Genomic DNA, 24534 nt, shown 5'->3' on the forward strand with positions numbered 1-24534 from the left:
GGTTCACCAGCCCGGCAGACCTCAACAACCGTCGCGCCCATAGTTCGCATCGAGGAGCGCGACCGTCCAGGTCCAGCAAGCCGGCGCGGCGCAGCTCGCTCAGCAGGGCGGCGTGCAGGCAGGGCCAGACGCCAGCCTCGGTCCAGTCCCGCAGCTGGCGCCAGGCCGTCACCCCGGAGCAGCCCACAGTCTCTGCAGGAACGTCACGCCAGGCGACACCGGTCCGCAGGGCGTACAGGACGCCAGCGAGTGCAGTTCGGTCGGGAACACGCAACCGCCCCGGATGGCGTCGGCGCCGCTCGGGAGCGGGCGGTACCAGCGGAGCACCCGCTCCCACAAGTCGTCAGGAACAAGATCAGCACGCACTCCGAACACCCTGCCGACCAAGATCACTGAGCGCAAGACCCGCAGCTCAACTCATTCTGAAACGATCAGTGAGGGAGGTCTTCCCCGTGGGGTGCCTGCGGCCGGCGGTCCGCGCCCATGCGACGAGCCCGTTCTCGCGAGCCGACCGGAGCCGAATGCGGGCGGCAGGTTCCGGGAGCCGCGCACACGTGGGAACCGTGCGCAGTGGGCAGAGCGCAGGGGCGGGCCCGATCAGTTGGCCGACGTGTTCCGTGTCATCTCGGCTGCCTCGGTGATGGCGCGTTGTCTGAGATCGCCGAACAGCTGCATCGTGACGGCGGCCAGGACGTCGTCCCCGCCAACAGTCCGCCCGTCCCCGCGGCGGGTGGACAGGGCGAGGAGGGGGTCCTTGAGCAGCGGGGCCGGGGCTGGCCCGCCCGGCACCACCAGACTGACCGTCCCGAACCGCTTGGCCCCGCCCTCGCGGACGACCTTGGCCGCGTCCCGGGCCAGGTCCGTCAGGAACACGCTCGCGATTCCGTCCAGGTCGCGGACCATCGCCGGGACGGCCCTCACCCCCCGGCTCCCCAGCAGCCTTCTCACCCCGGACTCGAACCGGTGGGCGCCAGCCACACCACTCGGTGTACGCGCCCCGCGGCGCTCACGAAGAGACACGAGCGAACCATCGGCGTTGCGCAGCTCGCCCATCAGGCCGTGGAAGGTCGGGCTGTGCAGGTACCACGCCGATCCCACCTCCACCTCGACGTTCCGGTCGATCGCCGAGATGAGGTCCTTGGGAATCAGCCTCGTCCTGGCCTTCTCGGCCGCCGCGCTTCTCGCGCCGTCGATGATCTCCGTCAGCACGGTCCGCGTCACCGACGCGGCGGCCCACGCGGCCGGCCGGGAGACGTGCAACGAGGTCACGTCCCTGAACACCGCTTTGACGAGCTGAGGCTTGAACGGCAGTTCGGTCACGACGGAAGCGGTCTGCGGACCGCTGCGCTCGGTGCGGAGGAGTTGTGTGGTCATCGAAGAATGTGCTTTCTGCTGTCGGAGGTGTCAGTGGCCCATTGCCGCACCGGGCGGCGAGACCACAGAGCTCTGCGGAGGGCGCCGAGCCGGCACAGGGCCTGCCGGGCGGGGCCGCCGGCACACAGAGGTGCAGGCGGCCCCGCCCGGATTCTCGGCGTTCCGGCGACCGGGCGTGCGGCAGGGGGTGCCACCCGGGCGACGCGCTGTGGTGCGGCGCGGTGTCGGTCAGGCGACCTGGTACCTGCCGACTTCCAGGAAGTGGCGCAGTGCTTCGGGTGTGTTGTCGTCGAGGGCGGCGTTGGCTGCCGCGCGCAGGGCCGGGCTGATGGACGGGTCGGCGAGGATGCGGGCGATGGCGACGCGGTCGTCCTCGGCCTGGGCGATGCGGTAGCCGGTCTCCAGCCAGGCGCGGATCGCGTCGGAGTCGTTGGCGTCCAGGAGGGCGTTGACCTCGGCGATGACGCGCCGGCCGCTGTCGGGGTCGGCGAGCAGGCGCGTGATGGCGACGCGGTCGTCCTCGGCCTGGGCGATCCGGTAGCCGGTCTCCAGCCAGGCGCGCATCGCCTCGGGGTCGTTGGCGTCCAGGAGGGCGTTGGCTTCTCGTGTCACACGCCGGCCGCTGTCCGGATCGGCGAGGATCCGGACTATGGCCACCCTCAGGTCGTCGGCGTCCGGCTCGTCCGCGGACGAGAACACCGCGGGCACCGTCACCGCGGTCGGTGCCGCCGTGGCGGCGAAGGACGGCGTGGCGAGCAGGAGGGCCGGGGCGAGGATGCCCGCGGCAATGCCGGGCGCTACGCGATGCAGTCGCAAGGGGAATGCTCCTCTTCGTGGGCTACGGAGGTGAGTTGAGGACGCCTCAGGGCGTTCACCTCGGTGATGCTGCCACCTGGGTCTGACAGTGGCAGTTGCCCCGCTGCGGTCGCAGGGCACCGTCGCCGCGGACGTGGCTGGTGTTTCATGGCGGCGCGCCTTGAGGTATGTCCCACGAACTACGACCGATGGGTCAGCCTCGCTACGGTGGAGTTGCCCGCCAAGGACGTCCCAGAGCCCTTCCGGTGGCGTTTGACGAAGCTCCCGGCCCGATCCCCCATCGTCACCGACATCGTCGCCGTACGGGTCCGTGGAGTCGATCCGCTCCCGGGCGAGCCCGTCGTGCCGGCCCATCGCATGATGTGCGTCCCCGAGTAGCGTGAGACGTCGATCACGGCACGAGGGCGGTCGACCGCCGTGCCCGCTGTGTGCCCGATCGGGCGGCGACCGGCGGGGAGCCACGGGGAACGTCGGCGATCAGTGTGAGAACCAGCACGTCAGCGTCTCGCCAGCTCAGCCCGGACCCTCGTACGCGATCTTCCAAACTAGCTACGCGGGTTCGATTCCCGTCGCCCGCTCCCTATGGCGTAGAGCCAGGCCGGAGGGGGGATTCCCCGCCTGGCTCTCGTCGTTTCCGGGGGCTGTTCCGGTCCGGCGCGCTCCCCTCGCGGCCCGTGGCATCCGGTATCGAGGGCGCGGATTCCCGGGCGCGGGAGTTTCGGGCGCGGAGATGTCCGCGGCCGGCGCGTGCGGTCGGTGGCGCGCGCCCGGCGTGGGCCGCGCCGGGCGTGTCCGTACTCCGGCGTCGGGCGCTTTTCGACGCGCCCCGTTCAGAAACTGATCGAGTTGATGGTCTCCGCTATCGAGTCGAGGAACCGGTTGATGGACGGAGCCATACCGGTCGACGCGAGGAAGAAGCCGAAGAGCACCGCGACGATGGCGGGTCCCGCCTTGATGGATCCCCCTCGGATCAGCACCACGAGGATGATCGCCAACAGCAGCACCACTGACAGCGAAATGGCCACAACTGATCACACCCTACGGTCGGTCACTCTCCCGGCCCGGGGGTGCAGCCCCGCACACCCCCGCCAGAACCATCGTGCCACCAACCGGCCACTCGTATGCGGCAGGTGACGCATCGTCGGCCAGGGGTGGGCCCCGGGGCGAGCCGGCGCCCACCGGTGCGGCCCCGTCCCGCGCCGCCCGCGCCGCGCCGGGACCCAGGCGGGAAGCGGCCTCGCGCCGCAATTCGAAGGCGCGCCGCGGTGGCGAATTCCCGACGACCGTTGCCGTGTCCACACATCCTGTTCGCAGGTAATTCGAATTGTTGCCACAGGCACACCGCGAGCGTGACACACGAGGACACAAAGGCCCCACAACCGGACATATAGCCAGAGTCGCCCGCGGGCGTTATGCGCCGCTTAGTCGGTATGAATCAGGACAGAACGCCCTTCACTGGTAAGCGAATCGATATACGGAACCACTTGCGGATCGACAGGCACACATCTCCGAATCCTGGGTACGCGCAGACGATAAGCAGGAATGACATCGGGCGTTTTACTAGAACGCACAGACGACGCTAGGGTGCCTCAGATGTTCCACGCCGCCACGCCCCCCGTTCGCGCAGCGAGGTCCGGAAACGTCCCCCTGAATTCTCGGCGGGAGGGCCTGTGACCAACTCGCTCCGACCCCACGGCCACTACAGATCACCACTCCCCCCGGCCCAGCGGCCGGCGGACGGAGTGCCGAGCCCGCGCTCGCCCCGGACGTCCGCGACGGCGCTCGCCGCGACGGGCACCACACCGGGCGCCAAGCCCGCGAAACAGCGCGACGCCTTCTTCGACAACGCCAAGTACCTGGCGATCGTGCTCGTGGCCATGGGTCACGCGTGGGAGCCGCTGAAGGGCGAGAGCCGCGTCCTGGAAGCGCTGTACACGGTCTTGTACACCTTCCATATGCCGGCCTTCATCATCATCTCCGGCTACTTCTCGCGCAGCTTCGACATGCGCCCCGACCGCCTGAAGCGGCTGGTCACCGGAGTGGTCGTACCGTATGTCCTGTTCGAGACGGCGTACTCGCTCTTCGACCGCTTCGCCGGGGGCGACCCGGACCAGGAGATCAGCCTGCTCGACCCCTGGTACCTCACCTGGTTCCTGGTCGCGCTGTTCGTCTGGCGGCTGACGACTCCCCTGTGGAAGCTGGTCCGCTGGCCGATTCCGACGGCGGTGTGCCTCGCCCTGCTCGCGTCCGTCTCACCCGAGATCGGTGACGACCTGGACCTTCAGCGGGTGCTGCAGTTCCTGCCGTTCTTCGTCCTCGGTCTGTTCATGAGGCCCGAGCACTTCCAGCTGGTGCGCCGCCGCGAGGTGCGCGTCCTGTCGGTGCCGGTCCTCGCCGCGGCCCTGCTCGTGGGCTACTGGGCGGTTCCCCGGATGAACACCGCCTGGTTCTTCCACCGCGACAGCGCCCAGGAGCTGGGTGCCCCCTGGTGGGCCGGTGTCGTCATGACGCTCGCGCTCTACGGCTGCTCGCTGGTGCTCACCGCGTGCTTCTTCGCCTGGGTGCCGCGGCGCACGCTCTGGTTCACGGCGCTCGGCGCGGGCACGCTGTACGGCTATCTGCTGCACGGTTTCGTCGTCAAGGCGTCCGAGTACTGGGGCTGGTTCGACCACGGGTGGCTGCACAAGCCGCTCGGCGAGCTGCTCGTGACGGTGTTCGCGGCCGCGCTCGTCACCGCCCTGTGCACCCGGCCCGTCCAGCGGATCTTCCGGTTCTCGATGGAGCCGAAGATGGCGTGGGCGTTCAAGCGGGACCCGGCGGAAGCCGCCCGGGAGCGGGCCAAGGCCGACGTGTAGCCGCCGGGGCGCGGCCGGCCGGCGGACGAGACACCTACGAGAAGGGCGGGCCCGGATACTGCGGGCCCGCCCTTCTTCGTGTCGTGCTCAGCCCGGCGGCAGCCCCAGCAGGGTCCGCATCGTCGCGTACTTCCTCGTCAGACGGGCCCGGGTGTGCTCGTCGAGGACCGCGAGCCGGCGCGGGTCGGAGTTGTGCGCCAGGTCGGACGCCTTGACGAGCAGGGCGCCCCGGGTGCCGCGGATGCGTCGCGCGTACGACTCGGGGGGCTCGCCGTCCACTCTGGTGAGCGCCCGCACGATGTCCTTCGTACCCGGGCTCAGCGCGGCCTCGTCCAGCCAGTCCTCGGTGAGGGCGTCGTCCTCGACGGCGTCGTGCAGCCAGGCCGCCGCGATCTGGTCGTCGTCGCCTCCGCGCTCACGGACACCGTCCGCCACGGCCTGGAGGTGTTCGGCGTACGGCCGGCCGGCCTTGTCCGTCTGGGCCGCGTGCGCCGCGCGGGCGAGCGCTTCGACTTCGGCCAGGGTCAGGAGAGGTCGGGTCACGCGATCAGTGTCTCCTCGGTACGGGCCGCCGCTTCCGGAGCGGGAATCGACGGGGCGGTCAGCGTACCGGGGCCAGAGCGTCGCGGCAGATGAGAAGGAGGGCCCGGTCGTCGTTGACGTCCCTGGCCACCGCCTCGATGAGGTGCCAGGCGGCGCCGTGGAAGCCTCCGGCGACATAGCGGTCGGCCTCCCCGGTGAGCCGGTCGATGCCCTCGACGATGTCCCGGTCGGCGGTCTCGACCAGACCGTCCGTGAACAGCATGAGCACGTCACCGGATCGGAGCGAGCCCTTCACCGGGTCGAACTGGGCGCCGTCGTACACACCCAGCAGGGGGCCTTCCGCGACCTTCTCCTCCCAGCGGCCGCTGCCCGCGCTGAGCTGAAGGCCCGGCGGGTGTCCGGCCGAGAAGAGCTCGTAGTCGCCCGAGTCGAGGTCGAGCACCAGATGGATCGAGGTCGCGAAGCCCTCGTCCCAGTCCTGGCGCAGCAGATAGCCGTTCGCGGCGGGCAGGAAGGCGTGCGGCGGCAGGGAGCCGAGGAGGCCGCCGAAGGCCCCGGACAGCAGCAGGGCACGGGAGCCCGCGTCCATTCCCTTGCCGGAGACGTCGGTCAGGACGACTTCGAGGGTCCGGCCGCCGTTCGTCCGGGCGGCCACGACGAAGTCCCCGGAGAAGGACTGGCCGCCCGCCGGGCGCAGCGCCATCTCGCGGTGCCAGCCCACCGGCAGCTTCGGCAGCTTGCTCTGCACGCGGATGCGTTCGCGCAGGTCGAAGAGCATGGTGCCGCCGCGCCGCCAGGGCACACCCACGCGGCTGCGGAACTGTGCGATCAGCAGTCCGAAGAAGCCGCAGGCCGCGACCACCAGGACCACTCCGGGCGTCACCCGGGAGGGGCCCTCCGTGTACGGCCCGAGCTTCACGGACTCCACTATCAGTGCGGTGGCGGCGGCCGCGTACAGCCCGAGCAGGCTGGCGGGCCGCAGCAGCAGTCCGCCGGCCACGATCGGCAGGACCAGGGCGGCGGGTGAGCACCACACCGAGTTGACCAGGGTCGTGGAGGCGATCACCGGGATCATGATCAGCAGACCGGCCAGCGCGATCCAGTCGGAGCCGTCCCCGCGGAAGTAGTCGACGGCGGATCTGCGCAGCCCTGTGCGGGCCCGGTGCCATTGCATCCTCAACCGGGCCGTGAACGTATCGGCTTCAGCGCGCCGCGCTCGTCCTGCTGCCATTAGTTCGGGACCCTATCCATCGGACCAGGCGCTTGGCACGGGAGGTCCCACTTGTCCCCCCTCCTAGCGCTCAACTTCACAGAGAACTGCACCGGCGCATTCCGGTCGGGGGCCGTCGCGGCCCGGCGAAATTGCCTCGCTCGTACCGCATTGCCCTGGTAGGCATGGGCTATGACGACTGACGTTCGGGTGCTGCGGCAGGCCGACTGGGACGAATGGTACGAGAACCTGATCCGCGCGTTCGGAGGTGTGGCGGAGTCGTCCGAGGAGCGCGAACTGTGGAACGCGCTCACAGAGTACGACCGTTCGCTGGGCGTGTGGGACGGGAAGAACTGTGTGGGTACGGCGGGGGCCTTCTCCTTCCGTGTCACTGTCCCGGGCGGCGCCTCGGTTCCGGCGGCCGGCGTCACGATGGTGAGCGTCGCCGCCACGCACCGGCGGCGCGGGGTGCTCACCGCGATGATGCGCCGCCAGCTGGACGATGTGCGGGCCGCGGGTGAGGCGCTCGCCGTCCTGGTCGCGTCGGAGCCGATGATCTACGGACGGTTCGGCTACGGCATCGCGACCTCGTCGATGAGCGCCGAGATCGACACCGCCCGCGTACGACTGTCCGTACCGCCCGGGACGGACGACGTACGGCTGCGCTACGCGGCGCCCGAGGACGCGCTGGAGGCGTGCGAGGCGGTGTACGCGCGGATCGTGCCGCGGCGGCCGGGGATGCTGGCCCGCCGGCCCGGCTGGCAGCGGCTCATGGTCCTCGACCCGGCGAGCGAACGGAACGGTGCCTCGCCGTTGCAGTGCGTGGTCGCCGAGCGGGACGGCGAGGTGGTGGGGTACACGCGCTTCCGGGTCAAGCCGGAGTGGGGCCCGGCCGGGCACAACGGCGCGGTGACGATGGTGGATCTGGAGGGACTGGACCCGGCGGCGCGGGCCGCGCTGTGGCGGTTCCTCTTCGGCATCGACCTGACGTCGACGCTGCGGACCCGGGGCCGCCCGGTGGACGAGGCCTGGCAGCACCTGGTCTCCGACATCCGCCGCTGCCAGCTGCGGGTGAAGGACTCGCTGCATGTGCGGCTCGTCGAGGTGGGGGCCGCGCTGGAGGCGCGGACCTATCAGGCCCCGGTGGACGTGGTGTTCGAGGTCGAGGACTCCTTCTGCCCCTGGAACGAGGGGCGTTGGCGGCTCACGGGGGACGTCAAGGGAGCGGTGTGCGCGCGGACCGATGACGCCCCGGATCTCGCCCTGTCCGTGCGGGAGTTGGGGGCCGCCTATCTGGGCGGTGTGTCGCTGGACTCGCTCGCGGCCGCCGGCCTGGTGCGTGAACTGCGGCAGGGAGCGCTGGCCGAGGCGTCGACGGCGTTCGCCTCGGTGGTCGCCCCCTGGCTGCCGCACGGGTTCTAGGACCCGCCACCTTCGACGGCGACCCGGTCCAGTCCGGTCCAGTCCGGTCTGGCCTGGGGCGATCCGTCCGGCCCGGTCCGGGCCGGCCCTCTGGCCGGCCCGGTGCGGTCCGTCGGGGTTCAGGCTTTCTGGCAGGCCGGGCACCAGAAGAGATTGCGGGCGGCGAGATCGGCGGTGCTGATCTCGCCGCCACAGATGTGGCAGGGCAGGCTGGCCCTGCGGTACACGTAGACCTCGCCGCCGTGGTCGTCCACGCGCGGCGGGCGGCCCATGGCCTCGGGGGTGTGCTCCGGACGAACCGTGTCGATGCGGTTGTTGCGGACGCCCTCACGCATGAGGTCCACGAGGTCGGCCCAGATCGCGTCCCACTCCGTGGTGCCGAGGTCCTTCCCCGCACGGTACGGGTCGATGCCGTGCCGGAAGAGGACCTCCGCGCGGTAGACGTTGCCCACACCCGCGATGACCTTCTGGTCCATCAGCAGCGCGGCGATCGTCGTACGGCTGCGGGCGACCCGGTGGTAGGCCGCCGCGGGATCGGCGTCCGGGCGCAGCGGGTCCGGGCCGAGGCGGTCGTGTATCGCGGCTTTCTCGTCGTCCGTGATCAGTGCGCAGGTGGTGGGTCCGCGCAGGTCGACGTACGCGGTCTCGTTCACGAGACGCAGGCGGACGGTGTCCGTGGGCGGCGGGGCGGGTGTGCCGCCGAATCCGACCTTGCCGAAGAGACCGAGGTGGATGTGGATCCACCGCTCCGGACCGAACCCGAGGAAAAGGTGCTTTCCGTGGGCCTGCGTCGCGGTCAGGACCGATCCGTCGAGGAGGGCCGCGGCGTCACCGAACCTGCCCTGGGGGCTGGTGACGCGGACACCTCGGCCACCGAACGCGGCGAGGTAGTCCTCCGCGAGCCGGTGAATGGTGTGCCCCTCGGGCACCGTTCCTCCTGCTGTCTCTCTCGTACGACGGACGGGCGACCCGACGGACAGGCGAACCGGCGGACCCGACAGCCCGATGGCTCGACCGTTCGCCGGCCGCTCAGACTTACGGACCTGCGGACCTGCGGACTTACGGACCTGCGGACCCGCGGCTCGTCGGTGCTACGCCTGCGGCTGCTGCGGGTGGTGGGCCGGGATCGGCGGGAGTTCCCGGGTCGTCTCGTAGTCCGCGAGCATCTCGATGCGGCGGACGTGGCGCTCCTCGCCGGTGAAGGGCGTGTCGAGGAAGGTCTCGACGAACTTCGTCGCCTCCTCCTCGGTGTGCATACGGGCGCCGACGGAGATGACGTTCGCGTTGTTGTGCTCGCGGCCCAGCGCGGCGGTCTCCGCACTCCAGGCGAGGACGGCCCGTACGCCGGCGACCTTGTTCGCGGCGATCTGCTCGCCGTTGCCGGAGCCGCCGATGACGACACCGAGGGAACCCGGGTCGGCCACGGTGCGCTCCGCCGCGCGGAGGCAGAACGGCGGGTAGTCGTCCTGGGCGTCGTAGATGTGGGGCCCGCAGTCGACGGGCTCGTGGCCGGCGGCCTTGAGCCACTCGACGAGGTGGTTCTTCAGTTCGAGACCGGCATGGTCGGATCCGAGATACACGCGCATGGTCCGAGTGTGACACGGCCGTTTCGGGTCGGCCGCGCCGGGTCCCGCCTCGCAAAACTGCGACTCAGCCTACAGAACCTCAAGGAAACCTCAAGTAACGATCTGGATTCAAAGGTTCACGAATTCGATTGCCTCCGTTTCACTGGACCAACTTGTACGCCGGTCCTCACAGCGGACCGGTGAGCGCTCCGTACACCGCTCGTACGGGTTGGGCGCTCTGTACGGGAATCTGCTCATCCGGCGCAAAGGAATCCCCTCATGACCTCGCAGCCGAGCCCCACGAAGGCCGCTCAGGCCCCCGGAGGCCCCGGAGAACCCGGTAACGGCCTCCAGGCCGGACTCAAGAACCGCCATCTGTCGATGATCGCCATCGGTGGCGTCATCGGCGCAGGACTCTTCGTCGGCTCCAAGGCCGGCATCGCCACCGCGGGCCCCGGCATCCTTCTCTCGTACGCCCTCGTCGGCACGCTCGTGGTGCTGGTGATGCGGATGCTCGGTGAGATGTCCGCCGCCAACCCGACCTCGGGTTCGTTCTCCGCGCACGCCGACCGCGCGCTCGGCCGCTGGGCCGGCTTCTCCATCGGCTGGCTGTACTGGTTCTTCTGGGTCGTGGTGCTGGCCGTGGAGGCCACCGCCGGCGCGGACATCCTCGAAGGATGGATTCCCGCCGTACCTCAGTGGGGCTGGGCGCTCATCGTGATGGTGGTGCTGACGGCCACCAACCTGGTCTCCGTCGGCTCGTACGGCGAGTTCGAGTTCTGGTTCGCCGGGATCAAGGTCGTGGCGATCGGCGCGTTCATCGTCGTCGGCGGCCTCGCGATCTTCGGTGTGCTGCCCGGTGTCGACGCCGAGAAGGCCGGGTTCGGGAATCTGACCGACCACGGCGGATTCCTTCCGCACGGCCCCGGCTCGATCCTCACCGGTGTTCTGCTGGTCGTCTTCTCCTTCATGGGCAGCGAGATCGCGACCCTCGCCGCCGGTGAGTCCGAGGACCCGCAGCGGGCCGTCACCAAGTCGACGAACAGCATCATCTGGCGTATCGCCGTCTTCTACCTGGGCTCGATCCTCGTGGTCATCGCCCTGCTGCCGTGGAACGACCCGTCGATCGCGGACAAGGGCTCGTACGTCGCCGCCCTGGACTCCCTCGGTATCGACCACGCCGGTCAGATCATGAACTTCATCGTGCTGACGTCGGTGCTGTCCTGTCTCAACTCCGGCCTCTACACCGCCTCCCGCATGGCCTTCTCGCTCGGTCAGCGCGGGGACGCGCCGAAGGCGTTCGCCAGGACCACGCGGCGCGGTGTGCCGATGACCGCCATCGTCGTCTCGGTCGTGTTCGGCTTCGTCGCCGTCTTCTTCAACTACAAGTTCCCGGACTCGGTCTTCCTCTTCCTGGTCAACTCCTCCGGTGCGGTGGCCCTGTTCGTGTGGCTCGTCATCTGCTTCTCGCAGCTGCGGATGCGGAAGATCATCCAGCGCGAGGCTCCGGAGAAGCTCGTCGTGCGGATGTGGCTCTACCCGTACCTGACCTGGGCGACGGCCGCGATGATCGTCTTCGTGCTCGGCTACATGCTGACCGACACCGAACACGACGGCCGGGAGACCGTGCTGCTGTCGCTGCTCGTCGCGGCGATCGTGCTGGTCATCGCGTTCGTCCGGCAGAAGACCGGTGCGGCTGCCCGTACTTCCGCGCAGCCGGTCGCGAACGACTCCAGCGAGGAGACCCGGGCCGAGGTCGGCGCCTGACCCGCCACCGAAGCCTGAGTGAGGAGGGGCCCGCGGCCGACCGCCGCGGGCCCTTCCCTGCCTTCTCCCGCACGCCTGCCTCCACTCACAGCACGGTGAAGCTGGTCTTGACCCGGTCGTAGACCGTGAGGGCCCGGTCCTCGATGTCCTGGTGGTACCAGGTGTTGATCTGGTACGACTTCCCGTCGGCGTCGAAGCCGAGCAGCCGCGCGTGCCAACTCACGCCCTGAAGCGTGAAGGTGTACTCCCAGACGACCGCGGTCCGGCCGCGGAACGTCGTCTGCGCCAGCCGGATCTTCCGGTAGTCCCGCCCCTGGCGGGCGTTCCGCTCGGAGGTCGTCCAGGTGTCCAGGAGATTCCCCTTGGCGAGGGACGACTTGGCCGCCAGCTCCTGGGTGCCGTCGGGCGAGGTGTAGTGGACCTCGGAACCGGTCTGCGGATCGCGCCGCCAGCCCTTGGGCGTCGCCCAGGCGTAGCCGCCGGCTTCGCGGTGCGCTCCCGGGGGAAGGCCGGGCGGGCGTGAGGTGCCCTCGACCGTGGGGGCCGGGGACGAGGGGCCTCCGGTGCCGGAGCCGGTCGACGCGGACGAGCCCGTCGCGGCATCCGCGCCGCCGGGCGATCCGCCGGTCATGGCCACGACGACCCAGGCGACGGCTCCCGCCGCGACGACCCCGGCGGCGGCGAATCCGATGCGACGCCGGACGCGGAACCTGCTCCGGCCCCGGTCCCGGTCCCGGTCCCGGTCATGACTCCGGCTCCGGATGCCTGCGGAACCGGACGGTACGGCGGGATCCGGGAGTTCGTCAGGCGCCCCCACCCCGGGCACGGGTGTCGTGGGCCGTCGGGAGGGAACGCCCGAGCCGGGCTCCGCGCGCGGTCCGGAGGCGACTTCGGTGGAGGCGTTGGCGGCGGCCGGTGGACCGGGGTCCCTGGCGGCGGCTTCGCTTCCGGGGCGGGACCCTCGTCCGGGTTCGGATCCTGGTCCTCGGGCTGGTCCTTGGACTGGTCCGAGTCGCGGGTCCGATCCGGATCGCGGGTCCGGGAGGGGTTGCAGGTCCGATCCGGGTCGCGGGTCCGGGGTGGATACGGCGGCGGGGTCCGTGACGGTCGTGGGTTCGCGGCGGCGCAGGTCGCTCGTCTCGTCGCGCCGTTCGTGCGCGGTCCCGTGCCCGGACGTGGCGGCCACCTCGTGCTCGGGCGACACGAGTGTCGGTGGTCCGGCGGGGCTCGGGGCGCTCGTGCCCCGCGGGCCGACGAACTCCGCGAGTGCCGCCTCCAGTTCCTCCAGACCGGGCCGCGCGGTCGGGTCCTTCTCCAGAAGGGCGGCCAGGATCTCCCGCAACCCCGCTGACCCGGAGGGGAGTTCGGGCTCCTCGTAGAGAACGGCGTGCAGCGTCGCGAGGGTCGTGGAACGGGAGAACGGGGAGCGGCCGCCGAGAGCCGCACAGAGCGTGGCGCCGAGGGACCACACGTCGGAGGGCGGGCCCTGCGGGCGGCCGGAGATCCGCTCGGGCGCCATGTAGTCGGGGGAACCGACCAGCATGCCGGCCATGGTGAGCGCCTCGGCGTCCTGAAGCGCGGCGATGCCGAAGTCGGTGAGGACGACACGGTTCCGTCCGGTGCCCTCGATCAGTACGTTGCCCGGCTTGATGTCGCGGTGCAGCACACCCTGGGCATGCACCTGTCGCAGTGCCCCGACCAGTTCGAGGCCGACGCGGGCCGCCTCGCGCGTGTCCAGCGGCCCGTCCTCGACCACCATCCGTTCGAGTGAGCTGCCGGCGACGAGTTCCATGACGATCCACAGCCGCTCGCCCGCGTCCACGACGTCGTAGACGCGGACGACGCCCGGGTGGTCGATCCGGGCCGTCGCCCTCGCTTCGCGCAGGGTGCGTTCCCGGCGGGTTCGGGTGTCCTCCGGATCAAGTCCGTCTATCCGCATTTCCTTGACCGCGACCTGCCGGTCGAGCATTTCGTCGGCGGCTCGCCACACCCGCCCCATTCCCCCCTGCCCAATACTCTCGACCAGCCGATAACGTCCGGTCACCAATAATCCCGGAACACCACCCTGGACATTCGCCGACAATCCCTGCACCCCCTCCACAGCAATCACCATCGCCCGTCACAACGGAACCACAATGGTCACACTTCAGGCCGTACCAGCATAGTGCGGAGAAATCTTGTGGTACCTCTTCAAGTACTGCGAATTCAGGCGCAGCCAAGGGGGCGAACATGAGTTCTCGTCGGACGACCACCATTACGGGATCCCTGCTCACGGCATGCTTCTCGACCGTGATGATTCTTTCCTACTCCGCCGCGGCGGACGACCGGGGACCGGGGAGCGGCAAGGGCGGAAAGGCGGTGGACGAAGCTCCTGCGGGCGTGAAGGTGACCACGCTGCTGCCGGAGAAGATCTCGGTCGACAACAGTACTCAAAAGACGACTGTCACCGCCACGGTGAAGAACGAGGGAACCAAGGAGAGCGGCGATATCAGGCTACTGGTGGTCGGATTCGACGGCCTGAAGGTCAAGAACGTAAAAGGCTGCACCGCCATGGCCGAAAAGAATCTCCCGAAGGGGTCGAACAGCGGTTTCATCTGTTCCACGGGGAATCTCGCGGCGGGTGAATCGAAATCGTACGACGTCGAGGCGACGTTCGATCTGAGCAGGACCGGCAGGATCTGTCTCCCGGTCCAGACGGGCGACGGGAAGAAGACGTACTGGCAGCAGGGCCCGGTCCCGTTCGGTACGACGAATCCGTCCCCGAACGCCCCGGCGACCCCGCTGTTGCTGGGCACCGACAACAATCCGGTGGCACCGGGCGGCGACCGGCTGCCGAGGACCGGTCCCGGAACCGAGGCCGTGCCGCTCGGCATGGCGGGCGCGGCGCTGATGTCGGCCGGAGCGGCGGGGCTGTGGTGGGCCGGCCGCAGGCCGCGACGGGAAGCCTGACCGCCGGGCGCGACACCCGCCGGGAGCGCGCGAAGGCCCGCCTGGTCCGGTCGGAAACCGGCCCGGCGGGCCTCGTACGCGCGGCCGCCGCGTCTCGGACGCGAGCGTCGGGCGGGCGGTGACGTCATCCGACGGGCGGTGACGTCATGGCCGGTGAGGGCGTCGCCCCACCGGCGTGGACGTCACTTCTTGTCGACGAGCTTCCACGCGGCGGGCAGGATGCCCATCGCCAGGGCGGCCTTGAGGGCGTCGCCGATCAGGAACGGGGTGAGGCCCGCCGCGAGGGCCGCGCTCGCCGACATGCCGGTGGCCATGCCCAGGTAGGGGACACCGACCACGTAGATGATCGCCTCGCCGAGCAGCATCGTGCCCGCCATGCGCAGCACGGAGCGGTCGGCGCCGCGGCGCGCCAGGGCACCCACGACGGTCGACGCGAGCAGCATGCCGAGGATGTAGCCGAAGGACGGCGCCGAGGCACCGGAGCTGCCCTGCGCGAACCACGGGACGCCGGCCATGCCCACGAGCGCGTACATCGCGAGCGAGAGGAAGCCGCGGCGCGCGCCGAGCGCCGTGCCGACGAGCAGCGCGGCGAAGGTCTGGCCGGTCACCGGCACCGGGGAACCGGGGACGGGCAGCGAGATCTGGGCGGCGAGCCCGGTGAGTGCGGCACCGCCGAGCACGAGGGCGGCGTCACGGACGCGGGAGGCCGGAAGAAGGTCGGCGAGGACCTCGCCGGGTCGGGAGGGCGTGGCGACAGCGGTGCTCATGAGGACTCCGGCGAACAGGGGTTACCCCCTCGGCCCATGGGAGGACCCGGGGGAAGGACAGGTGGGAACACGGCGACGCTATCCCAGGGGTCCACGGGTGATCACCGTCAGCGATCGACAAAGCGCGGATCCGGGGCTTGGTGGGCTCCTTACAAAGAGTGCCTGGTACACCTGCCCGAAGGTGATGCTGGTCACTGAGGTGAAGTCGTCTGCGCAACGGGACGGTTCGGGGCCGGGACTGTGGAGACTCACCAAAGGCCCCATCGGGCGTCGCGTCGTCGGGCGGGCGGAGTGTCCGGTCCTTGGGCGTTCCTGGCAGGTCCCCGGGCCAACCCCTACCCTTCACCCCATGGTTCCCCAGGCCCTGAACTTCGCGTCGCGTCGCTATGTCGACCTGCGACGCCAGGGCACTGCCACCTGTCGCCGCCCCTCCTGAGGCGGGACGGAGCGGATCCGGCCCGCCGGGACGAGACCACAGCGGACCACACCAGGCGCATGCCGCACCCGTTGCGGCGTGGCGTACGTGACGGCGCTCGGCCGGACCAGCTCCCGAGGATGAACTCCATGGCCAGTACGGTGGCACCTCCTTCCACATCCACTCCCTCTCCCTCTCCTTCCCCCTCCCCCGTGCTCGACCGGCGCCGGGCGAGCGCCAGCGTGATCCTGCGGTCGGTGCTGGAGCACGGGCCGGTCGCGCGCAGCACCATCTCCCGGCTGACCGGGCTCTCCCCGGCGTCGGTGACCGACTACTGCGCCCGGTTCACCGAGCGGGGCCTGATCCAGGAGGCCGCAGCACCCCGGCGGTCGGGCGGGGTCGGGCGGCCGCATCTCCCGGTCGACCTTGACCACTCCCGTTTCGTGGTCGGCGGGGTGCACGTGGCCGTGCCGTACACGACCGTAGCGCTGCTCGACCTGCGCGGACGGGTTCTCGCCGAGAGGCGTCTGCGGCACGACCGCACCGAGCCGGGCCTCGTTCTCGCGAACGCCGCCGACGCCGTCACCGCTCTCCTCGCCGGTGTCCCCGGCCGTACCGCCCTCGGCATCGGTGTGGCGGCCGGCGGCTGGGTGGACCCGGACTCGGGGACGATCGTGGAGCACCCGCTGCTGGGCTGGCGTGACGTGGCCGTCCGGGAGGCCGTCGGCGCGCGCACGGGGCTTCCGGTCCATGTGGACGGCCACGCGCGGGCGTTGGTCAACGGGGAGCGGCTGTTCGGTCGGGCCAGGGGCAGCCGGAGCGTGCTGCATCTCTTCGTCGGCAACGTGGTGGACGCCGCCTTCGCCACCCACGACCAGGTGCACTACGGACCTCGCTCGCAGGCCGGCTCGATCGCCCATCTGCCCCTGTCGGGCGGGTCGGAGCGGTGCGACTGCGGCCGGACGGGGTGCCTCCAGGCCGAGCTGAGCGAACGGACGCTGTGCCGGCGGGCCCGGGAGCGCGGTGTCACGGACGGCTCGAATCCGATGCATGTGGTCGCCGCGGCCGCCTCCGGCGATCCGCTGGCCGTGGGACTGCTGACGGAACGGTCCCGGATGGTCGGGCGGGCGGCGGGGCTGCTGCTCGACGTGCTCAACCCGGAGACGGTCGTCGTCACCGAGATAGGGGCCATACACCGGGAGGACTGCCTCGGCGCGCTGCGCGAGGCGGTGGGTCCGGAGCGGGCGTCCGCGGTCGTCCCCACCAGCTTCCCCGATTCGGTGCTCGCCGTGGCGGGCGGGTCGGTCGTTCTCGACGTCCTTTACCGCGATCCGCTGGGTTCCCCGGGCTCGCGGCCGGGCCCTTCGGACTGCCCACCAGGCGCTAATTAATTCAGAAAGTCGGAATGTTGACAGGGCTCGTTCCCGGACAGGAGCATCAAGGGCATGAGCAGCGCGCGGGTGCAGGTTCCGCTCACCAAGTGCCGTGTGGTCGACCTGATGCGGGTCGCACGCACACGTTGTTGCTGACCCCTTGTCGCTGACCGGTCGCCGCTGACGCTTCGTCAGCGGAACCGTGTCACCGATCCTCCGAGACGCCGATCCGCTGACGCGCTGATCCGTCGACCGGCCGGTCCCTTCTCCGGCCGACCGCTTCTCCGACTGGTCCGCCGAAGCGCCCGGGTGTGCTCCGCGGCCTTCGACCCGAGGGTCTCCCGGCCGTCGTCACGCGTTCACGCGTCACACCGCCCCGCCAAGGGCCGGCCGGCCGGCCGACGCCCTCCGTCACGCGGGCCGTCCGTCCGTCGTCGCCTCGGTCACCCGTCTCCTCCGCCACGCCACCGGCGTGTGTCCTTTCGGCGCGCTTGCGTCCCTTCCGGCTTCGCCCTGCCCGGAACTTCGCGCGCTCTCCCGCCACTTGGAATCTCCGGAGTTCTTCCATGCCACCACTGTCCGCACGGTCAACGCGCTCCTCCTCGCCCCTGTCCGCGTCCGGTGTCGACCGGCGCGTGTTCCTGTCCACCCTCATCGGTGTCGCGGCCGCGGCCGGACTGAGCGGATGCGCCGGTGCCAGTGCGGCCGGCAGCCGGTCCCAGGGGGACCTGTCGGCGCCCCTGTCCGCCAAGGTGCCGCAGGGCACCAAGCTCTCGATCGCCTCCTACCAAGGTGTCCAGGAACTCCAGTTCAAGCTGGCGGGGTTGGCCGATCTGCCGTTCGCCGTCTCCGACTGGGTGAACATCGGCGCCGGTCCCGATGTCATCAACGCCTTCCGCTCCAAGTCCCTGGACGTCGGCAACAACGCGGGCATCCCGCCGATCCAGGCGCACTTCCAGGGTTTCGACGCGAAGATCGTCGCGATCAACCTCACCCGCAAGCCCAACTACCTGTTCGCCACCAAGCCCGGCAGCGACATCCGGGACGTGCGCGGGTTCAAGGGGAAGAAGCTCGCCTTCTCCCAGGGCCAGGCGCAGGGTGTCGTGCTGCTGCGCGCCCTGAAGCAGGCAGGCCTCGCCTACGACGACGTGAACCTCGTGCCGCTGACCAGCAACCAGTTCCTCACCGCGCTCCAGGCGGGCCAGGTGGACATCGCCCCGCTCGCCAACAGCCAGGCGCCGGCCTATCTCAAGCAGTACGGGTCCAAGGGCGCCCACACCATCGACACCGACGTGGTGGACCTGCTCAACCTGCTCTGGGCGCCGTCGTCGGTGCTGGCCGACCACGCGAAGGCGGCTGCGGTCGCCGCGTACATCCCGCGCTGGGCGAAGGGCCAGGTGTGGGCGTACGAGCACCCCGACGCCTGGAACGAGGAGTTCTACGTCAAGACGCAGAACCTGACGCTCGCGCAGGCCCAGTCGATCACCGAGCTCGCCAACAAGCCCTTGTTCCCGCCGAGTTGGGACGAGGCCGTCAAGTGGGAGCAGGAGACCGCCGATCTGCTGGCGGAGGGCGGCTTCGTGAAGGGGTTCAAGGTCGACTCGCTCTTCGACCGGCGCTTCGAGGGCATCGCGGCCAAGGCCGTGACCGCGGAATACCGGAGGTGACGGCCATGACGACCAGAATCACGACCACGGACCGGACCGCAACCACCGCGACGGACCAGACCGCGACCACCGCCACGGACCGGACCTCGACCGGGGCCCCACATCCCTCACCGTCGGCCGGGACCACCCTGCCCTCACCGTCGACGGCTGCCACGGACGACACCGCGACCGACGCCGGAACCGGCACCGCATCGCCGTCGGCCACCGCTGCGGCCGTACCGGACAGGACGGAACCGGCCGAGGCTGAAGCGGCCGAGACGGAAGCGGTCGGGACGGACGTACTCGAAGCGAACGCCGCCGACGGGACCGGAACCGGCGGTCGCCGGTTCCGGCGGGCTCCCCGTGCCCGGCGCCGCGGGCTCGCGCCCGGCAAGCGGCTGCCGGCCTCGCGGCTCATCGGTCCGGCCCTGTTCCTCGCCCTGTGGGCCGTGGCGTCCGCCGCGGGACAACTGGATCCCGGCGCGATCCCCGCGCCCTGGACGGTGCTGAAGACCACCGGTCATCTGTGGACCGACGGCACGCTGCCCACCGACGTGCTGACGTCCCTGGAGCGCGCGGGATACGGCTTCGCGTTCGGTCTGACCGCCGGCGTCCTGCTCGCCCTCGCGTCCGGGCTCAGCCGGGTCGGCGAGGCGCTGATCGACGGGACCGTGCAGCTCAACCGGGCGATCCCGACCCTCGGTCTGATACCGCTGTTCATCCTCTGGCTGGGCATCGGCGAGACCTTCAAGATCGCGATCATCGCCATCGTCGTCTACATCCCGATCTATCTGAACCTGCACTCCGCCCTGTCGGGCATCGATCACCGGTTCGTGGAACTCGCGGAGGTCCAGGGGCTGTCGAGGCTGCGCTTCGTCCGGGAGATCGTGATCCCCGGCGCGCTGCCCGGCTTCTTCGTCGGGCTGCGGCTCGGGGTGACGGGCTCCTGGCTCTCCCTGGTCGTCCTGGAGCAGATCAACGCCACCAGCGGCCTCGGCTACATGATGTTCCAGGCCCAGAACTACGGCCGGACCGACATCATCCTCGTCGGCCTGCTGATCTACGGCATCTTCGGGCTCGTCTCCGACAGCGCGGTTCGTCTCATCGAACGAAAGGTGCTGTCGTGGCGACGCACACTCAGCAGCTGACCCGCTCCCACACGGTCCGACTGCGCGGACTCACCCGGTCGTTCGAGGGCCGCACGGTGCTCGACCACGTCGACCTCGACCTCCCGGCGGGCCAGTTCACCGCCCTGCTGGGCCACAGCGGCTCCGGCAAGAGCACACTGCTGCGCGCCATCGCCGGCCTCGACCACGGCGTGGCCGGGAGCGGGGAACTCACCGCCCCGGACCGGGTGTCCGTCGTCTTCCAGGACTCCCGGCTGCTGCCGTGGCGCCGCGTCCTCGACAACGTCCTGCTGGGCGCGGACGGCCGGGAGGCCGCGGAAAAGGGCCGCTCCGCCCTCGCCGAGGTGGGACTCGCGGGGCGCGAACGGGCCTGGCCCAACGAGCTGTCCGGCGGCGAGGCCCAGCGCGCCGCCCTGGCCCGCTCGCTCGTCCGGGAACCCGAACTGCTTCTGGCCGACGAGCCGTTCGGAGCTCTGGACGCGCTCACCCGGATCCGTATGCATGTGCTGCTGCGCGAACTGTGGGAGCGCCACCGGCCGTCCGTGCTGCTCGTCACGCACGACGTGGACGAGGCGATCGTGCTGGCCGACCGGGTGCTCGTGCTCGACCACGGCCGCATCGGCGTCGACCTGACCATCGACCGCCCGCACCCCCGCTCTTACCGCGATCCGCTGCTCGGCGAATACCGCGAGCGGCTGCTGAACGCCCTCGGGGTCACCGAGGACCTGACAGGGGCGCCGGCGAACGGCGCGGCCGGGCAGGACGTGTCCGCGCACCAGAAGGAGAAGCACCTGTGACCACCAGCCCTCGCCGGCTCCATCTCAACGCCTTCCTGATGAACACCGGCCATCACGAGGCCTCCTGGCGGCTCCCGGAGAGCGACCCGTACGCCCATGTCGAGACGGCCCACTACGTACGTCTCGCGCGGATCGCCGAACGCGGCACCTTCGACTCCCTCTTCCTCGCCGACGGCCCGGTCCTCTTCAACAGCGTGGGCCAGCGCCCGTCCGGGGCGCTCGAACCCATCACCCTGCTCACCGCGCTGGCCACCGCGACCGAGCACATCGGCCTGATCGCCACCGCCTCCACGTCCTACAACTCCCCCTACAACCTGGCCCGCAGACTCGCCTCCCTCGATCACATCAGCGGCGGCCGCGCGGGATGGAACATCGTGACCACGGCGGGCGCGGAGGCCGCCCGCAACTTCGGTCTCGACGACGAGCCCGCGCACGCCACCCGCTACGAGCGCGCGGCCGAGTTCCTGGACGTGGCGCTCAAGCTCTGGGACAGCTGGGAGGACGACCTCGTCGTCGCCGACAAGGCGGCGGGAGTCTGGGGCGACCCCGGCAAGATCCATCCCGCCCGTCACAAGGGGACGTACTTCAGTGTGGAGGGCGCCCTCAACGTGCCCCGCACACCGCAGGGTCACCCGCTTCTCGTGCAGGCGGGCTCCTCGGAGAACGGCAAAAGGTTCGCGGCCCGGTACGCGGAAGCGGTGTTCACCGCCCAGCAGACCCTCGCGGACGCCCAGGACTTCTACGCCGACCTCAAGTCCCGTACCGAGCGGGCCGGCCGGAACCCGGACCACATCAAGGTTCTGCCGGGCATCGTCCCGGTCATCGGCTCGACCGAGGCGGAGGCGCGCGCCCACGAGCGGGTCCTGGAGGACCACATCGTGTACGAGCACGGGGTGAACCGTCTGGAGCACCTGCTCCACCTGGAGCCGGGGACCCTCCGCCTCGACGCGCAGCTGCCCGGCGGCCTGCCGCCGGAGAGCGCGATCGAGGGGGCCAAGAGCCGCTACACCCTCGTCGTGGAGCTCGCCCGGCGCGAGCGGCTCACCGTCCGCGAGCTGATCGGCCGGCTCGGCGGCGGGCGGGGCCATCTGACCTTCGCCGGCACACCCGAGCAGGTCGCCGACGCGATCGAGGAGTGGTTCCGCGGCGGCGCCGCCGACGGATTCAACATCATGCCGGCCGTGCTGCCGTCGGGGCTCGACCTCTTCGTGGACCACGTGGTGCCGATCCTGCGCGACCGGGGTCTGCTCCGCCGGGAGTACGGGCCCCGGCAGACCCTGCGGGAACGCTACGGCCTCCCGCGCCCCGCCAACCGGTACGCGACCACGACGGCGCCCACGCCCCCCGCGCCGGTGCCGGCGATCGCGTCCGCCCTCGCCTGACCCACTCACACCTGCCCGAACCGTCGAACCGACGAACCCCCGCACCGCCGAACCGCCGAACCGCCGAACCGAGAGGACCCGTACCCATGTCCGACATCGAGATCCAGAAGGTCACCGCGCACATCGGTGCCCGTGTCCTGGGCGTCGACATCTCCAAGCCCCTGGACGACATCACCGCCGCCGCCCTGCGCACCGCCCTCAACGAGCACAAGGCGCTGGTCTTCGACGACGTCGACCTGGACGACGAGGGCCAGCAGGCCTTCGCCCGCCACTTCGGCGACCTCACCACCGCGCACCCCACCGTGCCCGCCGTCGACGGCGCCCCGAACGTGCTGCCCGTCGACAGCGAGCGGGGCCGGGCCAACCACTGGCACACCGACGTGACCTTCGTGCTCAACCCGCCGCAGGCCAGCACGCTGCGCAGCATCACCGTCCCGCCGTACGGAGGCGAGACGCTCATCGCCAACTCCGCGGCCGCCTACCGCGATCTGCCCGAACCGCTCCGCGCCTTCGCCGACACCCTGTGGGCCGAGCACACCAACGACTACGACTACGCGGTGCCGGACGAGAACATCGACGAGGAACAGGCCGCGCAGCGCGCCCAGTTCACGTCCATCAAGTTCCGCACCGTGCACCCGGTCGTCCGGGTGCACCCGCTGACCGGTGAACGCGGCCTGTTCATCGGCGGGTTCGCGCAGCGGATCGCCGGGCTGTCGGTCGGCGAGTCCCGCAAGATCCTCGACCTGCTCCAGGCGTACGTCACCCGGCCCGAGAACGTCCTGCGCTGGCGCTGGTCCCCGAACCAGCTCGTCCTGTTCGACAACCGGATCACCCAGCACTACGCGATCGACAACTACGACGACCTGCCGCGCCGTCTGCACCGGGTGACGGTCGCCGGTGACGTGCCGGTCGGCATCGAGGGCAAGGAGAGCCACTCGATCACGGGCGACGCCTCGCACTACACGTCGGTGGCCGGGTGACGCCGTCCCGGCTCATGTGACGGGCGACGACGGCCCCCGCGCGGATCCCCCGCGCGGGGGCCGTCCCGTCAGATCCCGCACGGCACGTTGAACGACAGCAGGGCGGCCGACCCGTCCTCCACCCGGAGTTCGGTGACCGCCGCGTTGCCAAGGCCCGGCAGGACGCGGCGGTACTCGCCCAGCGGGATGGACAGCGCGGTGCACAGCACCAGGCGCAGCAGGGTGTCGTGGGCGACGACCAGCACGCGTTCGCCGGGGTGGGTCTCGGCGATGCGGCGCAGAGCGCGGGTTCCCCGGGCCGCCGCCGCGCGCGGATCCTCCGCCTCGGGGAACGGGTAGGACACCGGGTCGGCGCGGTACGCCTTGGCCCGGACGGGGTTCTCCAGCTCGAACTCGGCGAACGTGCGGCCCTCCAGCACCCCGAAGTCGCATTCGCGCAGGCCGGGTTCGCGCTGCGCGGCGAGCCCGAGGGCATGGCACGCGGGCTCGGCGGTGGCGACGGCGCGGGACATGGTCGAGGTCCAGATCGCGTCGACGGGGTGCGCGGCGGCCCAGCGGCCGAGGGCCTCCGCCTGGGCGCGGCCCTCCTCGGTGAGGCCGACGTCGCTCACTCCGGCGTAGCGGCTCTCCGCGTTCCAGACGGTCTGCCCGTGCCGGGCCAGGAGGAGGGTCGTACTGCGGCTCGTTGTACTCATGAGGCCGCAGTATCCAGGTCGGGCCGGGCCCCGTGGGTGCGCCACGGAAGTCCCGGCCCCCGGCCGGACACGACACGGCCCGTCACCGGGCCCGGTCCGCGCGGGACCGGGCCCGGTGTCCGCGGTGCCTACAGGTTGCTGAAGTCCGGTCCCGCCGTACGGGTGCGCTTGATCTCGTAGAAGCCCGGTACCGAGGCGACCATGAGCGTGCCGTCCCAGAGCTTGGCGGCTTCCTCGCCCTTGGGGGCCGGGGTGACGACCGGGCCGAAGAAGGCGAGCTGCTCGCCGTCGGAGCCGGGGACGGCGATGACCGGGGTGCCGACGTCCTGGCCGACCTTCTCGATGCCCTCCTTGTGGGAGGCGCGCAGCTCGGCGTCGAACTCGAAGTCCGCCTGGTCGGCGTAGTCGATCAGGTCCGCGGGGAGTCCGACCTCTTCGAGGGCGCCGGCGATGGCCTCCTTGGTCGGGCCCTTGCCGTCGTTGTGGAAGCGGGTGCCGAGCGCGGTGTACAGGGGTCCGAGGACGTCGTCGCCGTGCTTCTGCCAGGCGGCGGTGACCACCCGGACGGACTGCCAGGCCGTGGTCGCGAGCATCTCGCGGTAGTGGTCGGGAAGCTCGTCGAGCTTGGGCTCGTTCAGTACGGCGAGGCTCATGATGTGCCAGCGGACCTCGATGTCGCGGACCTTCTCCACTTCCAGCACCCAGCGCGAGGTCATCCAGGCCCAGGGGCACAGCGGGTCGAACCAGAAGTCGACGGGGGTCTTGCCGGAACTGGTCTGAGCGGTCTGCTCGGGCATGGCTCTCCTAGGAACGCGGTGTTTCCCTTGGCAACACCGGCACTCGCCCACGCC

At 70.7% G+C, this 24534-nt stretch carries 21 protein-coding genes and 1 pseudogene; 10 read left to right on the forward strand and 12 right to left on the reverse strand.

The window, feature by feature from the left end; translation table 11 throughout:
* Positions 1-64: 64 nt before the first annotated feature.
* The 4 genes and pseudogenes from OG485_RS16455 to OG485_RS16470 form a co-directional block, all read right to left on the reverse strand.
* Positions 65-366 (reverse strand): annotated as a pseudogene (locus OG485_RS16455) (transposase); the annotation flags it as partial.
* A gap of 231 nt (positions 367-597) precedes the next feature.
* The gene (locus OG485_RS16460) at positions 598-1374 is read right to left on the reverse strand and encodes a hypothetical protein (RefSeq protein ID WP_328669117.1); all 777 of its coding nucleotides are present in this window, start codon (positions 1372-1374) and stop codon (positions 598-600) included.
* Positions 1375-1602: 228 nt separating this feature from the next.
* Entirely contained in the window at positions 1603-2190 is a 588-nt protein-coding gene (locus tag OG485_RS16465) for an ALF repeat-containing protein (RefSeq protein WP_328669118.1), read from the reverse strand.
* Between the two features lie 830 nt (positions 2191-3020).
* The gene (locus OG485_RS16470) at positions 3021-3215 is read right to left on the reverse strand and encodes a hypothetical protein (protein WP_010986847.1); all 195 of its coding nucleotides are present in this window, start codon (positions 3213-3215) and stop codon (positions 3021-3023) included.
* 645 nt (positions 3216-3860) lie between these two features.
* On the opposite strand from OG485_RS16470, the gene OG485_RS16475 reads away from it, so the two are divergent.
* On the forward strand, positions 3861-5045 hold the full coding sequence (locus OG485_RS16475; RefSeq protein ID WP_328669119.1) for an acyltransferase family protein: 1185 nt from the start codon (positions 3861-3863) through the stop codon (positions 5043-5045).
* Between the two features lie 87 nt (positions 5046-5132).
* On the opposite strand, the gene OG485_RS16480 is transcribed toward OG485_RS16475, so the two are convergent.
* Together OG485_RS16480 and OG485_RS16485 are read right to left on the reverse strand one after the other, a co-directional pair.
* Positions 5133-5588 (reverse strand): HD domain-containing protein, encoded by a 456-nt coding sequence (locus OG485_RS16480; RefSeq protein ID WP_328669120.1) that lies wholly within the window; start codon positions 5586-5588, stop codon positions 5133-5135.
* 58 nt (positions 5589-5646) lie between these two features.
* On the reverse strand, positions 5647-6819 hold the full coding sequence (locus OG485_RS16485; protein ID WP_328669121.1) for a PP2C family protein-serine/threonine phosphatase: 1173 nt from the start codon (positions 6817-6819) through the stop codon (positions 5647-5649).
* Positions 6820-6990: 171 nt separating this feature from the next.
* On the opposite strand from OG485_RS16485, the gene OG485_RS16490 reads away from it, so the two are divergent.
* Complete coding sequence (locus OG485_RS16490) at positions 6991-8220, forward strand: GNAT family N-acetyltransferase (protein ID WP_328669122.1); 1230 nt, start codon at positions 6991-6993, stop codon at positions 8218-8220.
* 119 nt (positions 8221-8339) lie between these two features.
* Here the strand turns inward: OG485_RS16490 and OG485_RS16495 are convergent, their stop codons facing one another.
* A complete protein-coding gene (locus OG485_RS16495; protein WP_328669123.1) occupies positions 8340-9149 on the reverse strand; it encodes an Fpg/Nei family DNA glycosylase in 810 nt (269 codons plus the stop codon).
* 162 nt (positions 9150-9311) lie between these two features.
* The gene (locus tag OG485_RS16500) at positions 9312-9806 is read right to left on the reverse strand and encodes a ribose-5-phosphate isomerase (RefSeq protein ID WP_328669124.1); all 495 of its coding nucleotides are present in this window, start codon (positions 9804-9806) and stop codon (positions 9312-9314) included.
* 258 nt (positions 9807-10064) lie between these two features.
* On the opposite strand from OG485_RS16500, the gene OG485_RS16505 reads away from it, so the two are divergent.
* Complete coding sequence (locus OG485_RS16505) at positions 10065-11552, forward strand: amino acid permease (protein ID WP_328669125.1); 1488 nt, start codon at positions 10065-10067, stop codon at positions 11550-11552.
* 85 nt (positions 11553-11637) lie between these two features.
* On the opposite strand, the gene OG485_RS16510 is transcribed toward OG485_RS16505, so the two are convergent.
* Positions 11638-13551 (reverse strand): protein kinase domain-containing protein, encoded by a 1914-nt coding sequence (locus OG485_RS16510; RefSeq protein WP_443048918.1) that lies wholly within the window; start codon positions 13549-13551, stop codon positions 11638-11640.
* A gap of 230 nt (positions 13552-13781) precedes the next feature.
* Between OG485_RS16510 and OG485_RS16515 the strand changes: the two genes are divergently transcribed.
* Positions 13782-14501 carry an LPXTG cell wall anchor domain-containing protein gene (locus tag OG485_RS16515; protein ID WP_328669127.1) on the forward strand — a complete coding sequence of 240 codons (720 nt, stop codon included), beginning with the start codon at positions 13782-13784 and terminating at the stop codon, positions 14499-14501.
* A 182-nt stretch (positions 14502-14683) separates the two neighbouring features.
* Here the strand turns inward: OG485_RS16515 and OG485_RS16520 are convergent, their stop codons facing one another.
* Positions 14684-15268, reverse strand: coding sequence for a biotin transporter BioY (locus tag OG485_RS16520; protein WP_328669128.1), 585 nt, complete (start codon positions 15266-15268; stop codon positions 14684-14686).
* A gap of 564 nt (positions 15269-15832) precedes the next feature.
* Between OG485_RS16520 and OG485_RS16525 the strand changes: the two genes are divergently transcribed.
* From OG485_RS16525 to OG485_RS16550, 6 genes are all read left to right on the forward strand, one after another.
* The gene (locus OG485_RS16525) at positions 15833-17074 is read left to right on the forward strand and encodes an ROK family transcriptional regulator (protein ID WP_328669129.1); all 1242 of its coding nucleotides are present in this window, start codon (positions 15833-15835) and stop codon (positions 17072-17074) included.
* A 548-nt stretch (positions 17075-17622) separates the two neighbouring features.
* Positions 17623-18723, forward strand: coding sequence for an ABC transporter substrate-binding protein (locus tag OG485_RS16530; RefSeq protein WP_328669130.1), 1101 nt, complete (start codon positions 17623-17625; stop codon positions 18721-18723).
* Between the two features lie 128 nt (positions 18724-18851).
* A complete protein-coding gene (locus tag OG485_RS16535) occupies positions 18852-19850 on the forward strand; it encodes an ABC transporter permease (RefSeq protein WP_443048919.1) in 999 nt (332 codons plus the stop codon).
* Positions 19826-20626, forward strand: coding sequence for an ABC transporter ATP-binding protein (locus tag OG485_RS16540; RefSeq protein WP_328669132.1), 801 nt, complete (start codon positions 19826-19828; stop codon positions 20624-20626). The genes OG485_RS16535 and OG485_RS16540 overlap by 25 nt, the downstream gene beginning before the upstream one ends.
* Positions 20623-22008 carry an LLM class flavin-dependent oxidoreductase gene (locus OG485_RS16545; protein WP_328669133.1) on the forward strand — a complete coding sequence of 462 codons (1386 nt, stop codon included), beginning with the start codon at positions 20623-20625 and terminating at the stop codon, positions 22006-22008. Before OG485_RS16540 ends, OG485_RS16545 begins: the two co-directional genes overlap by 4 nt.
* Before the next feature lie 86 nt (positions 22009-22094).
* A complete protein-coding gene (locus OG485_RS16550) occupies positions 22095-22988 on the forward strand; it encodes a TauD/TfdA dioxygenase family protein (protein WP_326787775.1) in 894 nt (297 codons plus the stop codon).
* Positions 22989-23056: 68 nt separating this feature from the next.
* Here OG485_RS16550 and OG485_RS16555 read toward each other — a convergent pair whose 3' ends face one another.
* Together OG485_RS16555 and OG485_RS16560 are read right to left on the reverse strand one after the other, a co-directional pair.
* Positions 23057-23683: a histidine phosphatase family protein gene (locus OG485_RS16555; RefSeq protein ID WP_328669134.1), complete on the reverse strand. Its 627-nt coding sequence runs from the start codon at positions 23681-23683 to the stop codon at positions 23057-23059.
* 128 nt (positions 23684-23811) lie between these two features.
* Positions 23812-24480, reverse strand: coding sequence for a mycothiol-dependent nitroreductase Rv2466c family protein (locus tag OG485_RS16560; RefSeq protein WP_328669135.1), 669 nt, complete (start codon positions 24478-24480; stop codon positions 23812-23814).
* Between the last annotated feature and the right edge of the window lie 54 nt (positions 24481-24534).

Origin of the sequence: Streptomyces sp. NBC_00328, assembly GCF_036139655.1 — a bacterium.
Lineage (GTDB): Bacteria > Actinomycetota > Actinomycetes > Streptomycetales > Streptomycetaceae > Streptomyces.

What these genes read in the sequence shown, in the direction of transcription:
- OG485_RS16460 (WP_328669117.1), bottom strand. Translation starts at nt 1,374, where the DNA reads ATGACCACACAACTCCTCCGCACCGAGCGCAGCGGTCCGCAGACCGCT.
- OG485_RS16485 (WP_328669121.1), bottom strand. Translation starts at nt 6,819, where the DNA reads ATGGCAGCAGGACGAGCGCGGCGCGCTGAAGCCGATACGTTCACGGCC.
- OG485_RS16490 (WP_328669122.1), top strand. Translation starts at nt 6,991, where the DNA reads ATGACGACTGACGTTCGGGTGCTGCGGCAGGCCGACTGGGACGAATGG.
- OG485_RS16500 (WP_328669124.1), bottom strand. Translation starts at nt 9,806, where the DNA reads ATGCGCGTGTATCTCGGATCCGACCATGCCGGTCTCGAACTGAAGAAC.
- OG485_RS16505 (WP_328669125.1), top strand. Translation starts at nt 10,065, where the DNA reads ATGACCTCGCAGCCGAGCCCCACGAAGGCCGCTCAGGCCCCCGGAGGC.
- OG485_RS16510 (WP_443048918.1), bottom strand. Translation starts at nt 13,551, where the DNA reads ATGGGGCGGGTGTGGCGAGCCGCCGACGAAATGCTCGACCGGCAGGTC.
- OG485_RS16515 (WP_328669127.1), top strand. Translation starts at nt 13,782, where the DNA reads ATGAGTTCTCGTCGGACGACCACCATTACGGGATCCCTGCTCACGGCA.
- OG485_RS16520 (WP_328669128.1), bottom strand. Translation starts at nt 15,268, where the DNA reads ATGAGCACCGCTGTCGCCACGCCCTCCCGACCCGGCGAGGTCCTCGCC.
- OG485_RS16525 (WP_328669129.1), top strand. Translation starts at nt 15,833, where the DNA reads ATGGCCAGTACGGTGGCACCTCCTTCCACATCCACTCCCTCTCCCTCT.
- OG485_RS16530 (WP_328669130.1), top strand. Translation starts at nt 17,623, where the DNA reads ATGCCACCACTGTCCGCACGGTCAACGCGCTCCTCCTCGCCCCTGTCC.
- OG485_RS16550 (WP_326787775.1), top strand. Translation starts at nt 22,095, where the DNA reads ATGTCCGACATCGAGATCCAGAAGGTCACCGCGCACATCGGTGCCCGT.
- OG485_RS16555 (WP_328669134.1), bottom strand. Translation starts at nt 23,683, where the DNA reads ATGAGTACAACGAGCCGCAGTACGACCCTCCTCCTGGCCCGGCACGGG.
- OG485_RS16560 (WP_328669135.1), bottom strand. Translation starts at nt 24,480, where the DNA reads ATGCCCGAGCAGACCGCTCAGACCAGTTCCGGCAAGACCCCCGTCGAC.